This is a genomic window from Streptomyces sp. NBC_00704 (assembly GCF_036226605.1).
Lineage (GTDB): Bacteria > Actinomycetota > Actinomycetes > Streptomycetales > Streptomycetaceae > Streptomyces.
On sequence record NZ_CP109000.1, the window covers coordinates 6232852 to 6248237 of the forward strand.

Below are 15386 nucleotides of genomic sequence, written 5' to 3' on the forward strand. Positions count from 1 at the left end.
CTCCCTAACCCTGGAACCCGAGCACGGTGGTGAAGCCCTCCGTGCCGTCGGTGAAGCCCGTGCCGACCAGCGTGGTGGCGGGCTCTCTGCGCCCGAACCCGGCGGAGTACCAGCCCAGCGGCGGTTCGCTCTCCCCGCGGTGCGCCGTCCAGGACAGCGCGCCGGGCAGGTCGAGCACCGCGGAGCGGTCCTCGCCGTCCCGCGTCCAGGTGAGCAGCGCGCGGTTCCCGGTCAGCTCGGCCGTGATCCGCGGGCCGAGGTGGAACGCCAGGCGCACGGCCCGGCGCGGGCCGCCGCGCACCTCGTCGACCACCCTCAGCTCCCGGCCCGCGGGCGCCAGTTCCACCCGCCGCCGGTGCACCGAGGGCCGGTAGCCGTCGTGTTCGGCGGCCCAGCGGACCGTCCCCCCGCCCGGCGCGCCGGACGTGTCCACGGCCAGGACCCGGCTGCGGGCCTGCCGCGTCCACAGGAACGGGCCGCCGGACACGGACTGGTCGGCGCCGTCCAGCTCCAGGGTGTTGTGGCCGAGCGTCGAGCGGAAGTAGCGCCGCCACCCGGGCTGGCCGTGGTAGCAGAACGTCCCCGGGTCGGCGAGCACGTCGACCCCGTCGTGGCGGACCTCCACGGACAGCGCGTCCGCGTGGGCGTGCGCGGCGATCGACAGGAACCCGTGCGGACCGCCGTCGCAGCGGCACCACATCCCGTCCGGACCGCGCAGGATCGTCAGGCCGGCGTCGGCGAAGTGCGCCGGGCGGCTCGCCGGACGCGGCACCGCCGACGCCGCCGCGCCCCTGGCGTACGGGCGGACGAGGGCGGCCAGCAGCGGGGTGCGCACATCGGCGCCGCTCACCGCGGGCCACCAGTCGAGCCGGCCGAACACGGCGTCCCCGGTGGCCAGCAGCGAGGCCCAGCGGTCGGTGCCGGGGCCGTCCACGACCAGACCGTGCCCGTCGTCCGCGTCCCCCTGGCGCGGCGGCCGCAGCCGGTCGTCCACGACGGCGGCGAGCGCGTCGGTCATCCGCAGCAGCACCAGCCGCACCGCCGAGGGCACCGCGACGCCCGCGGCGTCGGCCTCGGCCAGCGCGGCCAGGCCCAGCTCCAGCACCAGCCCGTGGTACTCGGTGGCCAGCTCGCGATTGAGGCCGGAGCCGAACGTGTTGGCGCGCAGGTGCCGTTCCAGCGAGCGCAGGGCGTCGGCCCGCCTGCGCGCCGAGGACGGGAACCACCCGAACGCGCAGGCCGCGGCGAACTGCCCGGCGGCCTCGGCGACGGCGTGGTTGTTCGCCGACGAACCCCGGCTGGGGAACGCGGCCAGCCAGCGCTGGTGGTGCCAGATCTGGTTCAGCGCCGCCGGGTTGTGCTCGAACAGGGCGGCCGCGCCCGGCCAGCCGTCGAGCAGCCGGCGGATCCACACCCAGGACAGCAGCCGGATGCCCAGCTCGATGCCGCTGGTCCAGTGCACCCCGCGCAGCGGCGTGTTGGCCGCCCACCAGGACCGCAGGTGCGCGGCCACCCGCTCCGCGTACCGCTCGTCGCCGGTGAGCGCGTAGGCGGCGGCGAGGACGGTGAGGTACTGGTGGCGCGACGGCTCCCAGATCTGCTTGACGTCGCCGACGGCGTCCTCGTCGCGGTACGGCACGTCGAAGGCGTAGCCCCAGGGGGCGCGGCGCCCGGTCTTCGGGTCGTGGCACCAGTCGGGGTCGGCCATGTCGTCGCGCCGCACCCCGAAGAACACGGCGTGCCCGGACATCAGCCGGTCCGCCTCCGCGACGAGGCGTTTCACGGCGTCCGGCTCCACCGCGTCGAGCGCGCCCGCGGGCAGCACCGCGGTGAACCGTGCGCCGCTCACGGCCGGCGCGTCCGGCGGCGCGGACCGCCGCCACCGCCGCCTGCGCACGGTGTCGCCCACCCGGCCGCCGATCTCGCGCGGACCCATCCGGGACAGCCGGCGCAGGTACCAGCCGGGGCTTCCCGAGGCGACCGTCATCGCGGCCGCGCCAGCGTCACGGGCGCGCCGGCGGCCAGCGCCGTCCGCACGGCGAGGGTGGCCGCCGTGGTGGCGACCAGCGACTCCAGCGGCACCGGCATCGGGCCACCGGTCCGCACCGCTCGCACGAACGCGGCGAGTTCGGCCGACTGACCCTTGTCGCGGGCCTTGGGCAGCCGCGAGCTGACCCACCGCTTGCGGCTGTGGACCGACGCGCGGACGAAATCGTCGAGCCGCAGCACCTTGCCGTCCGCGACGAGGTCCAGCGTCTCCTTGGGGAAGCCGGACGCGCCGGTGGTGACGTAGCTGATCGTGGCGGTCGAGCCGTCCGGGTAGCGCAGCACGACCTGGAGGTCCTCGTCGCCGGGCGTGGCGACCGCGTACACCGACACCGGATCGGCCCCCAGCAGCCAGCTCGCCGTGTCGACGAAGTGGCCGCCCTCGCCCGCGAACCGCGAGCCCTCGGTGCCCTGCCGCAGATACCAGCTGCCGTGGTCCAGGCGGCCCGCGTTGACCAGGTAGCGCAGGCTCGCCGGGCCGGTCCGCACGCCGAACCGCTTCCCGGCCTCCTGGAGGAGGGGCGCGAACCGGCGGTTGAAGCCCACCTGGATCCGGTCGTTGCCGGACTCCTCCACCGCCGCCAGCACACCGGCCAGTTCGTCCTCGTCGAGCGCGAGCGGCTTCTCCACGAACACCGTCTTGCCGGCCAGCAGCGCCCTGCGGGTCAGCTCGGCGTGCGAGCTGTGCCGGGTCACGACGAACACGGCGTCGACCGCGTCGTCGCCGAGCACGGCGTCCAGGTCGGTGGTCGCCCGCCCGAAGCCGAACTTGCGCTGCGCGTTGGCCGCGGACAGCGCCGTCGTGGTGACGACCGTGGACAGCTCCACGCCCTCGCGCTGCGCCAGGTGCGGCAGCAGCATCGACGACGCGTAGTTGCCCGCGCCGACGAACGCGAGCCGCACCGGCGACCTGACGGCGCGGGCCGCGGCGGGCCGCGCGCCGCCGGGGCGCACGACCGCGGGCACGGTCACCGCCGGGGCCCGCGCCCCGGCAGCCGCCCCCGGCCGCCCGGGGTACTCGAACAGCACGGCCACGGCCTTGAGTTCGCCGTCCTTCAGGCTCCGGTACGTCTCGACGGCGTCGTCGAAGCCGGCCACATGGGAGATCAGGGGCTCCACGTCGACGCGGCCGCGGGCGGCCAGGTCGAGGAAGCACGCCAGGTTGCGGCGCTCGGTCCAGCGCACATAGCCGATCGGGTAGTCCCGCCCCTCCAGCTCGTACGCCGGGTCGTAGCGCCCGGGGCCGTAGCTGCGGGAGAACCGTACGTCCAGCTCCTTCTCGTAGTACGCGTTCCACGGCAGGTCCAGCCGGCACTTGCCGATGTCGACGACCCGGCCGCGGTCCCGGCTCAGCCGGGCGGCCAGCTCGACGGGCTGGTTGCTGCCGCCGCCCGCCGCCAGGTACACCTGGTCCACGCCGTGCCCGCCGGTGAGTTCGGCGACCGCCCCCTCCACGGCCGCGGAGCCGGGATCGCCGCACGCCGCCGCGCCCAGCCGCTCGGCCAGCTCGCAGCGCGCCGGGTCGGGATCGGCTCCGACGACGCGCACCCCGGACGCCGTCAGCAACTGCACCACCAGCTGCCCGATCAGCCCGAGCCCGACGACCAGCGCCACCTCGCCGAGCCGCGACTCGCCCTGGCGCACGCCCTGCAACGCGATCGACCCGACGGTGCCGAACGCCGCGTGCCGGGGCGCGAGCCCGTCCGGCACCGGGGCGTACAGGTTCTTCGGCACCCAGTTCAGCTCGGCGTGCAGCGCGTGCTCGTTGCCGGCGCAGGCCACCAGGTCGCCGGCCTTCACGTCGTCGACGCCGGCGCCGACCTGCTCGACCACCCCGCACAGCGAGTAGCCCAGCGGCGTGTAGGAGTCCAGCTTGCCCATCACCTTGCGGTAGGTGGCGGGCACCCCGTTGGCGGCGACGCTCTGCACGACCTTGGCCACCTGGTCGGGCCGGGAGCGGGCCTTGCCCACCATCGACATGCCCGCCTCGGACACCTTCATCAGCTCGGTGCCCGTCGAGATCAGCGAGAAGGCGCTCCGGACCAGCACACCGCCCGGCTTGCACCCCGGCTCGGGCACGTCGAGCAGGGCCAGCTCGCCGCTCTTGTAGTTCTGCACAACCTGTTTCACCCGAAGTCCTCTTGTCTCTACGCCGTCAGGGTGCGGTCCGGGCCGACCCGGAGGTCGCGCCGCGGTACCAGTACTCGAGGGTCAGCACATGCCACAGATGCTTGGAGTGGTCCCGGTGTCCGGCGGCGTCCTCGGCGACGAGCCGCTGAAGCGCCTCACGGCGCAGGAACCCGGAGCGGACGAGCACGCCGTCGTTGACGACCTCCCGCACCAGCGGCGCCAGATCACGGCTCATCCAGGCCCGCAGCGGGGCGCTGAACAGGCCCTTGGGCCGGTACACGATCTCCCGCGGCAGGATCGAGCAGGCCGCCTCCTTCAGGACCGCCTTGCCCTGCCGCCCGGCGATCTTGCGGTCGCCGGGCACCGCGAACGCCGCCCGCACCACGTCGACGTCCACGTACGGCACCCGCACCTCCGTCGACGCGGCCATGCTCGACCGGTCGGTGTAGGCGAGGTTCAGGCCCGGCAGGAACATCCGGGAGTCGCCCAGGCACATGCGGTTGACGAAGTCGTCCAGTTCGTTGTCGAGGTAGACGTCCGCGTGCTCGGTGAGCACGTCGTCGACCGTCCCGGCCAGGTCCGGGTCGATCAGGCCGATCAGCTCGTCCCGGTCGTACATGGTGTAGCTGCGCCGGAACGCCGCCTCCTCCGGCAGGTCGGCGAAGGACAGGAACCGCTTGGCGAAGCGCACCGACCGGTACCCGCGGCGGGCCGAGGCGACCGGCAGCCGGTCCACCGCCGCGGACAGGCCGCGCCGCAGCGGCCGCGGGACGCGCCGGTAGCGCACCGCCAGCAGGTTGGCCAGGTGCTTGCGGTACCCGGCGAACAGCTCGTCGGCGCCCATCCCCGACAGCATCACCTTCACCCCGGCCTCCCGGGCGGCCGAACAGATCAGGAACGTGTTGATCGCGGCCGGGTCGCCGATCGGCTCGTCCAGGTGGTACGTCATCCGCGGCAGCAGGTCGAGGACGTCCGGGGCGATCTCGATCTCGTGCAGGTCGACGCCGAACCGCTCGGCCACCTGCCGGGCGTAGCGCAGGTCGTCCGGCATCGCCTCGAAGCGGGCGTCCTCGGCGCGGAACCCGATCGTGTAGGCGGAGATCCCGGGCCGGTCGCGGGCCGCCAGCGCGGTCAGATAGCTGGAGTCGAGACCGCCCGACAGGAACGTCGCCACGGGAACGTCGGAGAGCAGGTGGCGCCGCGTCGACTCCTCGACGACGGCCGCGATGTCCGGCCGCTCACCGGCGCGGGCGCGCTCCGCGCCCTCGGCCGCGACGTCGCGCAGGTTCCAGAACCGGCCGCGCTCCACCCGGCCGTCGGGCCGGCACCGCAGCCAGGTCCCCGGCGGCAGCTTCTCCGCCTCGCGCAGCGCGCACCGCGAGTCGGGCACCCAGTAGTACAGCAGCGACGCCACCAGCGCCGCGTGGTCCACCTCCAGCGAGCCGCCGGTCACGGCGGCCAGCGCCTTCAGCTCGGACGCGAACACCAGCCCCTCGCCGCGCCGGACCAGGAAAAGCGGCTTGATGCCGAGCTGGTCGCGGACGAGGACCAGCTCGCCCGTGCGCTCGTCGAAGACGCCGAACGCGAACATGCCGCGCAGCCGGGGGAGGCAGTCCGTGCCCCAGCGCCGCCAGGCCTCCAGCAGCACCTCGGTGTCGGAGGTGCCGCGGAAGCGCACCCCGGCGGCCGCCAGCTCCTTGCGCAGCTCGGGCGCGTTGTACAGCTCGCCGTTGTACGTCAGGACGAGGCCGTCCGAGACCATCGGCTGGGCGCCCGTCGCGGACAGGTCGACGATGGCCAGCCGTCGGTGCCCGAGCTGCACCTCGCCGTCGCCGAGGGAGTGGCCGTAACGGCCCGCCCCGTCCGGGCCTCGGTGGGCGAGGGTCTCGGTGAGCCGGTCCGTCACGGCCTTCCCGTCCGGCCACCGGTATGTGCCTGCGATGCCACACATGTGCTACCGCGCCTCCTGGTCGCTGTCCGGGACCCGGGCCGCCCACGTCGGCGACCGCTCCGTCCCCCGCCGTCCCTCGCCCACCGCCTGGACGGCGGGGGAGACACCCCCGCCGCTCTGCCGTGTCGGCCGCTCGCCGTGGCCGCGCAGCGCGGTGTGCGGCCCGTTCCACAGCGTGCCGTCGGTCCGGTCCCGCGGGTCGGGGTCGATCAGCACCACCCCGGCCACCGCGACGCGCTGGTCCGCGAGCTGCCGTGCCACGGTGTGCAGCCACGCGGCGCTGCCGTGCCCGGCCCGCACGACGAGCACGGTCCGCGTGCCGAGGTGGCGCAGGTCGGTCCACGCCGTGCCCGGCGTCACGGAGCCCACGCCCAGCCGGCGTTCCTCGGGCGGCAGGGCCGCGGCCCGCTCGCCGCCGACCACCGCCGGGTCGCCCGGCTTCGGGCGGCGGCCGGAGAGCTGCGGGCCGGGCAGCCCGTCGACGACGGTCACCGGCCCGTCCGCCGCCAGCGCCCCGGCGAGAGCGAGCGCGATCACGCCCGTCTCGCGCGCACAGCCCAGTTCCAGCAGCGACACGGGCTCCGCGGAGCCGCGCACGATGCGGGTCAGGGACGTGACGAGCCGTTCGCGCGCCGCCCCGGCCCGGCGGCGCCGCCACCGCCCGCCCAGCCGGTGGGGCAGCTCGGCGATCACCGAGGCGCCCAGGTTCGCGGCGATGTCCCGGCGCAGTACCGGGCGGTCCGCCACGACCGCGCCGACCGCGGCCGCCGCGAGCCCGAGGAAGAGCCCGAGGAACAGCCCGATCGCGGCGTCCGCGGCGGCGGTCCTGGGCAGCGAGGTGTGCACCGCGAACGGGGCGTCCACGATCTGCGTGCCGACGACGAGCCGCGGGGCGCCGATGCCGGCCTCCCCGGCGCGCTGGCTGAAGTCGGTGATCTGCGAGGTGAGTTCGGCCCGGCGGGCGTACAGGGACTCCAGGTCCGCCGACGACTCCGGCCCGCTCTGCCCCGTTCCGTCCCCGATCGCCTTGTTGACCTGGGCCAGTTGTGCCTTCAGCTGGTCGCGCTGGTCGAGCAGGGCCTTCGACTCGGCCTTCGAGGACTCCCGGATCCGCTGCACGTGGTCCGCGACGAACGCGTCGGCCAACGCCTGGGCACGGGCCACCGCTTCCGCGTCGCTGTCGCCGGTCACGGTGATCTGCAGCACGTTGTTGGTCAGCCCCGTCCCGCTGTAGTCCCGCATGAAGTCCTCTGCCTTCTCCGGGGACTTGAGGGCCTTCAGTGCCTGCCCGGCGATCCGCGTGGTCTGCAACAGGGCCACGTCGGTGCGGATCAGCGTGCCGGGGTCGTTCGGCTGGTCCTCCTCGTGCGCGACCAGGATCTTGGTCACCGCGGTCGGCGGCCGCGGCATCAGCAGACCCGCCGCCGCGCCGGCGAGCAGCCCCAGCAGCGCGAGCGACGACCACAGACGGCGCCGTCTGCGCACCGCCGCCACCAGCACCTGCAGATCCAGCAGCGGCGTGGCGGCCGACGACTGCGCGGTCGTACTCGTCGTCACCCTGTGACTCCCGTCGCTTCGTCCCGTTCGCCGTCGAGGCTCTCCAGCGCAGGCGCGGCGGCCCCCCGCGAGCGGCCGGCCGGCCGCACCGCGCGCACCGGACCGGCCAGGACGACCCCGACGACGGCGTGCTTGGCGTCCGCACACGCCTCGGCGAGGCCGGCGAGTTCCGCCGCCGTCCAGTGGCCGGCGCTCACCACGACGAGGGCCCCGGCCTCATGGCCGCGGTCCGGCACCATCGGCCGGGACACCGGGACCGCGACCGCGCGCAGCCCCGGGTCCTTCCCGGCCTCCGCGACGAGCTGCCCGGCGGCCCGGCGCGCGATCTCGTCACCGTCGGGGAAGACGGCCAGCAGCCGCTGCGGGGCCGGCAACCGCTCCCGCAGGCGCGAGCACACCCGCCGGTAGCGGATCCGCCGGCTGGCCTCGTCGCCGGACGTCTGCGGAGCCGGGATGTCCCACCGGACGTCCGTGCCCAGCAGCCTGCGCAGCAGCACCGCCGGACCACGGCCCGGCGTCCGGAGCGCGCCCCGCTCGACGGGGACGTCGACCGTGCCCAGCAGCGCCGAGCCCAGCGCCGCGGTGATCTCCGCCTCGCCGCGCAGCCGGCGGCTCATCCGCGCGGCGGTGAGATGGCCGAGCACCGCGACCAGGAAGAACAGCAGCGCCCCGCCCGCGACGAGCTGCGTCCTCGTCGGGGGCGCCTCGCCCGCCGGCCGGGCCGCCGCCCCCATGACGACCATGTTCTTCGCCTCGTCGTCGGCCGGGTCGGCCTGCTTGATGGTGGTGATGGCCTCCCGCAGCGCGGTGCGCAGCTTCTCCAGCTCGGTGCGGGTCTGCACGCTCTCCACGGTGTCGCCGGGATCGGTCGAGTCGGCCAGCTCGCTGATGCGCCGGCTGGTGTCGCGCACCGACTTCTGGAGCGCGGCCAGCTCCTCCGCCGCCCCCGGATCGGCGGTGTCCTTCGCGATCCGGGTGGCGTACGAGACGAACTCCCCGGCCACCTGGTCGGAGAGCCGCTGCGCACGCTCCGGGGACTCGGCCGTGCCGGAGATCTTGATGATGTTGCCGTCGGTGGCCTTGGCGCCCACCCGGTCCCGCAGGTCGCTGCCGCTCACCCCGGCCCAGCCGAGCTTGGCGGCCGCCCGGTCGACCACCACCGAACTGGTCGCCACCTCGGTCTGGGTCAGCAGCTCGCGCTCCTCCCACGTGCCCGGGAGCAGCACCGACGCCGACGTCGTGTAGCGCGGCGGGAACAGCGCGGAGACGCCGTATCCGGCGAGCGCGCCCACCAGGGCGACCAGGGCGAGCAGCCTCAGACGCCGGCGGACGATCCGCCCGATGGTGACCAGACGTATCGTGTCATCGCTCAATGGTGCGGCCTTCCCCTGCCGGGTCCGGGTCCCGGGCCGCCCCCGCGGACCGGTCGCGGACGGCTGCGGCGTAGGCGGCCAGCAGCGCGCGCTGGGAGTTCCGCCACGACAGCGCGCCGCCGATCCGCTCCTGACCGGTCTTGCCCATCAGGGCCCGCTTCTCCGGATCGTCCAGCAGCACGGAGACCAGCCGGGCGAACTCGCTCTCGTCGTCGGCCGGCGCGTACAGCGCGGCCTCGCCCGCGGAGACGCGCGCCTCCCGCAGCTCGAACGAGACCATCGGCCGGCCCATCACCATGTACTCCAGGACCTTGTTCATGGTGGAGACGTCGTTGAGCGGGTTGTGCGGGTCGGGGGAGAGGCACACGTCCGCGGTGGACAGGTAGCGCACCAGGTCGGCGTCCGGGATGCGCCCGGTGAACTGCACCTGCTCCGACAGCCCGAGCCGACCGGCCAGTTCCACCATCGCGTCGAAGGTGTCGCCGCCGCCGACGAACACCGCGTGCCAGTCGCTGCGCCCGACCTCGTCGCGCAGCTTCGCCAGGGCCCGCAGTGCGTAGTCGACCCCGTCCTGCGGGCCCATCACGCCGAGATAGCACAGCAGATGAGGCTTGCCCCGCTTCAGCTCCGGCTCGGGCGGCACGGGGTGGAAGCGGTCGACGTCGGGCGCGCTGCGCACCACGAAGACGTCCGCGGGACGCTTGCCGCCGCGGCGCACCGCGACGTCCCGGTAGCTCTCGTTGGTGGCGATCACCACGTCCGCGGCCCGGTAGGTGCGCCGCTCCAGCGCGCACACGGCGCGGTAGAGCAGGTCCTTGCCGCGGCCGAACCGGGACAGGTACAGCTCGGGCACCAGGTCGTGCTGGTCGAAGACGAACCGCGCCCCGCGCCGCTTGAGCCACAGGGCGGGCAGGAACAGCAGGTCGGGCGGGTTGCAGGCGTGCACCACGTCCACGGGTCCGACCTTGCGGGCCAGCCGGACCGTGTGCCACAACGCCGTCCCGTACTCCCGCAGATAGCCGGCCGGACCCCCGGTGGCCGCGCGCAGCGGGTAGCGGTGGATCCGCACCCCGTCGATCACGGCCTCCGGCTCCGTGTCCCGCTTGCCGCCCTGCGGACAGATGACGTGCACCGTCCAGCCCGCGTCGCGCAGCGTCGTGCACTCCTGCCACACCCGCCGGTCGAACGGCACCGACAGGTTCTCCACCAGAATCAGCGCGCGCCGGCCCGGCCGGCCGCCGCTTCCCGCGTCACCAGGCAAGGCCCACATACCCCTGTTCGGCCCGGCGCGCGTCGGCGTCGGGAAGGTGGACGAGATCGATGATCACCGGGGCGTCGCCGTGCGGCAGCGCCGACAGCACGGCCGGATCCTTCGTCCCGACCAGGCACACCTCGGCATGGTCGAGCACCTCCTCGACGGAGTCCGCGAGCAGTTGCGCGAGATGCGGCAGCCGCGTCTCGATGTACTCGCGGTTCGCGCCGAGCAGCCGGGACATGCTCACGTTCGCGTCGTAGATCTTCAGGTCGTACCCCTTGCCGAAGAGCCGCTCCGCCAGCTCGACCAGCGGACTCTCGCGGAGGTCGTCGGTGCCGGGCTTGAAGGACAGCCCGAACAGGCCCGCCCGCCGTTTCCCGGTCCGCTCGACCAGCTCCACCGCGCGCTGGAGATGGTCGGAGTTGGAGGGCAGCACATGGGACAGGATCGGCACCGACACGTCGGCCCGCTGCGCGGCGTGGACCAGGCTGCGCAGGTCCTTGGGCAGGCAGGAGCCGCCGAAGGCGAAGCCGGGCCGCAGATAGGCGGCACTGATGTTCAGCTTGCGGTCGGCGAGGAAGACGTCCATCACCTGATGTGAGTCCACCCCGAGCGCCTGGCACACCGCGCCCAGCTCGTTCGCGAAGCCGATCTTTAGACCGTGGAAGGCGTTGTCCGCGTACTTGATGGCCTCGGCGGTCGGCACCGGCACCCGGAACACCTCGCCGGGCAGCCCCTCGTACAGCGCGAGCACCGCGTCGCCGCTCGCCGGGTCCAGCTCGCCGACGACCGTCTTCGGCGGGTCGAAGAAGTCCCGCACGCTCGTGCCCTCGCGCAGGAACTCCGGGTTGACCGCGACCCCGACGTCCACCCCGGCCGTGCCGCCGACGTACTTCTCCAGGATCGGCACCAGCAGGTTCAGGCAGGTGCCCGGAAGCATGGTGCTGCGGAACACCACGGTGTGCCGGCCGCCGCGCTCGGCCAGGGCCGCGCCGATCTCCTCGGTGACCCGCTCCAGATACGTCGTGCACAGGCTGCCGTTGGGCTCCGACGGCGTGCCCACGCAGACCAGCGAGATCTCGCTGTTCATGATCGCCTCGCGGACGTCGGCGGTGGCGCGCAGCGCTCCGGCGCCCACGACCTCGGCGATCAGCTCGCCGATCCGCTCCTCGACCACCGGAGCCTTGCCGTCGTTGACCAGGTCGACCTTCACCTGGTTCACGTCGACGCCGACGACCTCGTGCCCCATGCCGGCCAGGCACGCGGCCGACACGCAGCCCACGTAGCCGAGCCCGAAAACGCTGACCCTCATGACCCGTTCCTCCCCCGGGCAGACCCGCTCGGGCCTGCCGTCCGCGCACCGGCGGAAACGTCGAGTTGCCGCTTCCGGCCCATCAGTAGGCCCCCTGCCCGTAGAGCACCGCACGCAGCGTCTTCCACAAGATCACCGTGTCCAGAGCGAGCGACCAGTCCTCCACGTACCGCAGGTCCAGCCGGACCGCCTCCTCCCACGACAGGTCGCTGCGCCCGCTGATCTGCCACAGCCCGGTGAGCCCCGGCTTGACCAGCAACCGCCGCCGGATGTCCGGGCCGTACGAGGCGGACTCCTCCGGCAGCGGGGGCCGCGGACCGACCAGCGACATCGATCCCGTGAGCACGTTGAACAGTTGCGGCAGCTCGTCGACGGAGTACCGGCGCAGCACCGCTCCCACCCGGGTCACCCGGGGATCGCGGCGCAGCTTGAACAGCGGGCCGGCCCCCTCGTTGAGGGCGGCCAGCCGGTCCCGCGCCCGGTCCGCGTCGGCGACCATGGTGCGGAACTTGAGAATGGTGAACTCGCCGCCGTCCTTGCCGACTCTGCGCTGCCGGTAGAAGACCCCGCCGCGGCTGTCCAGCAGCACGAGCAGCGCGACGAACGCCATCAGCGGAGCGAACACGACGAGCAGGACCGCGGCGCCCAGCCGGTCGACAACGCCCTTGACCGCCCGGCGGCCCCCGGTGAACGTCGGCATGCTGACCCGCAGGAGCGGGATGCCGAGCACCGCGTCGATATGCAGCCGCGGGCCGGCCACCTCCATCAGCACGGGCGCCACGACCATCTCGGCGTCGCTGCCCTCCAGGTTCCAGGCCAGCCGCTGCAACCGGTGCGGCGACCAGTGCGGGTCCGGGGTGACCGCGACGACGCGGTAGCCGTCGGCGTGCACGTGCTTGGCGACGTCCGTGAGCCGGCCGACGACCGGCACCCCGTCCAGCAGGTCGCCGTCGAGTACACCGCCGTCCGTCGTGCACACCGCGTCCACCCGCCACCCGAGGTGCGGGAACTTGCGGGTACGGGTGATCAGATCGCGGACGGTGTCCGGGCTGCCGGCGGCGAGCACCGGCCGCAGGCACCGCCCCTCCTTGCGCTGCTTGTGCAGCCCGAGACGCAGCACGTACCTGGCCGTCATGGTGACGAGCGCGATCGCCGGGATCGCGACGAAGATCCAGAGCTTGATGTTGCGCGAGGTGAGGGCGATCCCGCCGAGCGCCAGGACGACGGTCGCCGCGAACAGCGAGCGCCCCAGCCGGCGGAACTCCTCCGCGCCCTGGCCCAGCACGGCCGGGGTCCAGGCCCGGCTCACCGCGAGCGACCCCAGCACCAGCAGTTCGGTGCCGAACGCGAGAATCCCCCACTTCTCGTGCCAGTTGGCCGCGTCGCGGGCCCCGAAGAAGTTGCCTATCCCCGCCACCACGAACGCGGTGGTCACGGTGTCGCTGGTGATCACGGTACGGCGGTACCGCTGCTCCCAGTCGCTCGCGGGCCGGCTGACCGCCCCGTCCGCCAGACGACCGCCGCGCGCCGGAAACGGGCTGACCAATTCCCCTTGCCGCACAGAACCCCCCAGGTTCCCAGTGATGTCGACGTGTTCGCCGCCGGGAGGCCCCCGCCTCCCGCACTGTGCCTCCCCTCGGGAGGCCCCCGCCTCCCGCACTGTCGCTCCGCGGGAGGCCCCCGCCTCCCGCGCCGCGCTGTCCCTCCCCCGGGAGGCCCCCGCCTCCCGTGCACGACAAACCGGATACCGGCCGGTGCGGAGCCACTCGGGCAAGCCCCTCCCACGGCAACGGGCATGCCTGTGCCGTCCGAGTCCCGAGATGCGCGGAACCCCTTCACGGCCTCGCGTGCTCCCCGCACTCAAGGCCGCCTCGGGTCCCGTGAAGTGACTCCCCCTGGTGTCTGACGCCGGAAAAGCGACTAAGGGCTTTCCCCGGTGCCGGACCTATTGATCATTTACGCGTCGCCTCATGTCCGAACGGCTGAAGCAAGGTCAATCTAGACCATCGCGGCCAGTATGAAGAGAGGATGTGTGTAATTTGTGCTTAAGCTTTGATTCTTGATCCATCGTCGGTGACCGCATGTGGCCACCTCGTCGTCACCACGCGTTCCAGCAGTCCGCCGGGCCCCGGTGCGACGGCCCCACGCGGTCACGCGCGACCGCGTCCACCGCCCGGTGCGGCCCGGTGCCGCCGGGCATCGTCCGGCCCAAGACGCCTGCCGCGACGCCGCGTTGGGAACCTGGCCCGAACGCATCGTGATCCTGGCCGAAAAGCCGCCGAATGCGGTCTGATCCGCGGATTCACCCCGTGGAATGCGCGGCCATTTCGCGCGCGGACGCCATTTCTGGATATGTATGCGTCATATTCCATAACGCTGTGGACGTCGCCTCGACGAGCCCGAATTCAAGATCGTCTCTTTGGCCGGCCCAAGCCTGTGACCGGCGGAAAGAGGGTGGGAAGAAGGCGGGAGGGAGGGGAAAGGAGCGGAAGGAGGCGCCAGGCAGACGAGACGCAAGGCGACGGGCGGGCGCGGACGTTTCTTCCCGGGGGTCGCGCGGACGCCCCGGTGCCGAGCGTCCGCACGTCGGCGAGACGAGGGGCGCGAGCGCCAACAGACCCGCGCACGCTCGACGGTGGCGCGCCGCCACCCGTTGGCGGTGACGCGGCGGCTGACGTCCGCCGACCTGCATGGCGACCGGCGACCGGCGACTGTCGGCGAGACGGCGAGACGGCGAGACGGCGAGACGGCGAGACGGCGGTCGTCGGCGGGACCGTGGCCGAGGGGCGTCGGGCGCGCCGCAGGGGACGGTCCTCGGTGGGGTCGGCGTCCGGCCTGTGGGCGCCCGTCGTGGGCGCTGGTCATGGGCGGCGCGGCCCGACGCCGTGACCGACGGCGGTGCGGGTCCGGCCCGCGCGCGCCTGTCGGAGCCCGCCGCGACGGACGCCGAACCGCGCCGTGCCGGGCCGCGCCGCGCCGGGCCGCGCCGTGCCGGGCCGCGGGGAGGGTGTCGGCCGCGTCGCGGGCGCGGCCGACGGCCGTTCAGCGGTCGGAGTAGCTGAAGTCGCCCACCGTCCAGGCGCTCACGTCCTCGATCGCGACGCGGTACATGCCGCCCGTCTCCGGAATCCCCACCGTGCCCTGGAGGATCCGGGCGACGTGGAAGTGCAGATGCGTCGGCGGCCCCTTCGGTCCGGGAGGGGCGAAGACGGCGGAGAACTCGCCCAGGCGGGCCGAATCCGTCAGCACTTCGGACACCCGCTGTCTCCACACCGCCTCGGGAGCCAAGCGACCGGTGATGACAGCGCCACCGGTGACCACGGTCAGGGACATCTGGTTGCTCTGCTCGGACTCCACCAGGGCGGCGACGGCGACCAGCAGTTCGTCAGGCTTCGACACGGGACAGATTGTATTCACCGTGCGTCCGCGCGGTCGGCCGGTGGCCCCCGCCGGGGCGCAGGGGTCGTCGAAGGGGCCGTCGAGGGGGCCGTCGGCCCGGGACGCGGAGGAGCCGGCCGCGACGGTTTACCTCATCCTCCAGCGCGCGGAAATCTGTAGCCGTCGTAGTAGACATTGTGCAGGGCGGTGGTTATGGTTTCACTCGTAGCCGAGAGATCGAGCAGGGCCCGGCAGTGACGAAGCGCCGGGGAGGCAGTACCTGCGTTCGGTAGTCAGCAAGGCGGTGCGGTGGTGGAGTTCCGAAGCCAGGGTTCTCGCAGGACGGCGACGGGACTGACGACCGCACCGGGCGGCCCGCGGTGA

The 15386-nt window shown here is 73.7% G+C and carries 9 protein-coding genes; all 9 read right to left on the minus strand.

From position 1 onward, the window contains the following. Nucleotides 1–4: 4 nt before the first annotated feature. The 9 genes from OG802_RS27155 to OG802_RS27195 all read right to left on the minus strand — a co-directional run bounded on the left by OG802_RS27155 (nt 5) and on the right by OG802_RS27195 (nt 15023). Nucleotides 5–1987, minus strand: a complete 1983-nt coding sequence (locus tag OG802_RS27155) for an alginate lyase family protein (protein ID WP_329414531.1) — start codon at nt 1985–1987, stop codon at nt 5–7. Next, nucleotides 1984–4176, minus strand: a complete 2193-nt coding sequence (locus OG802_RS27160) for a bi-domain-containing oxidoreductase (protein ID WP_329414534.1) — start codon at nt 4174–4176, stop codon at nt 1984–1986. Before OG802_RS27160 ends, OG802_RS27155 begins: the two co-directional genes overlap by 4 nt. Before the next feature lie 25 nt (nt 4177–4201). Continuing rightward, nucleotides 4202–6127, minus strand: a complete 1926-nt coding sequence (gene asnB, locus OG802_RS27165; protein WP_329414536.1) for an asparagine synthase (glutamine-hydrolyzing) — start codon at nt 6125–6127, stop codon at nt 4202–4204. Between the two features lie 3 nt (nt 6128–6130). Beyond that, nucleotides 6131–7684 (minus strand): Wzz/FepE/Etk N-terminal domain-containing protein, encoded by a 1554-nt coding sequence (locus OG802_RS27170; protein ID WP_329414538.1) that lies wholly within the window; start codon nt 7682–7684, stop codon nt 6131–6133. Further along, nucleotides 7681–9057 carry a Wzz/FepE/Etk N-terminal domain-containing protein gene (locus OG802_RS27175; RefSeq protein ID WP_329414539.1) on the minus strand — a complete coding sequence of 459 codons (1377 nt, stop codon included), beginning with the start codon at nt 9055–9057 and terminating at the stop codon, nt 7681–7683. The genes OG802_RS27170 and OG802_RS27175 overlap by 4 nt, the downstream gene beginning before the upstream one ends. Continuing rightward, complete coding sequence (locus tag OG802_RS27180; protein WP_329414540.1) at nt 9047–10327, minus strand: glycosyltransferase family 4 protein; 1281 nt, start codon at nt 10325–10327, stop codon at nt 9047–9049. Before OG802_RS27180 ends, OG802_RS27175 begins: the two co-directional genes overlap by 11 nt. Next, nucleotides 10308–11624: a nucleotide sugar dehydrogenase gene (locus tag OG802_RS27185; RefSeq protein ID WP_329414542.1), complete on the minus strand. Its 1317-nt coding sequence runs from the start codon at nt 11622–11624 to the stop codon at nt 10308–10310. The genes OG802_RS27180 and OG802_RS27185 overlap by 20 nt, the downstream gene beginning before the upstream one ends. A gap of 82 nt (nt 11625–11706) precedes the next feature. Beyond that, nucleotides 11707–13185, minus strand: a complete 1479-nt coding sequence (locus tag OG802_RS27190; RefSeq protein WP_329414544.1) for a sugar transferase — start codon at nt 13183–13185, stop codon at nt 11707–11709. A 1481-nt stretch (nt 13186–14666) separates the two neighbouring features. Beyond that, nucleotides 14667–15023 (minus strand): hypothetical protein, encoded by a 357-nt coding sequence (locus tag OG802_RS27195; RefSeq protein WP_329414546.1) that lies wholly within the window; start codon nt 15021–15023, stop codon nt 14667–14669. Between the last annotated feature and the right edge of the window lie 363 nt (nt 15024–15386).

Excerpts from the sequence above, each read along its gene's own strand:
- OG802_RS27180 (WP_329414540.1), bottom strand. The coding sequence starts at position 10,327 with ATGTGGGCCTTGCCTGGTGACGCGGGAAGCGGCGGCCGGCCGGGCCGG.
- OG802_RS27155 (WP_329414531.1), bottom strand. The coding sequence starts at position 1,987 with ATGACGGTCGCCTCGGGAAGCCCCGGCTGGTACCTGCGCCGGCTGTCC.
- OG802_RS27185 (WP_329414542.1), bottom strand. The coding sequence starts at position 11,624 with ATGAGGGTCAGCGTTTTCGGGCTCGGCTACGTGGGCTGCGTGTCGGCC.
- asnB (WP_329414536.1), bottom strand. The coding sequence starts at position 6,127 with ATGTGTGGCATCGCAGGCACATACCGGTGGCCGGACGGGAAGGCCGTG.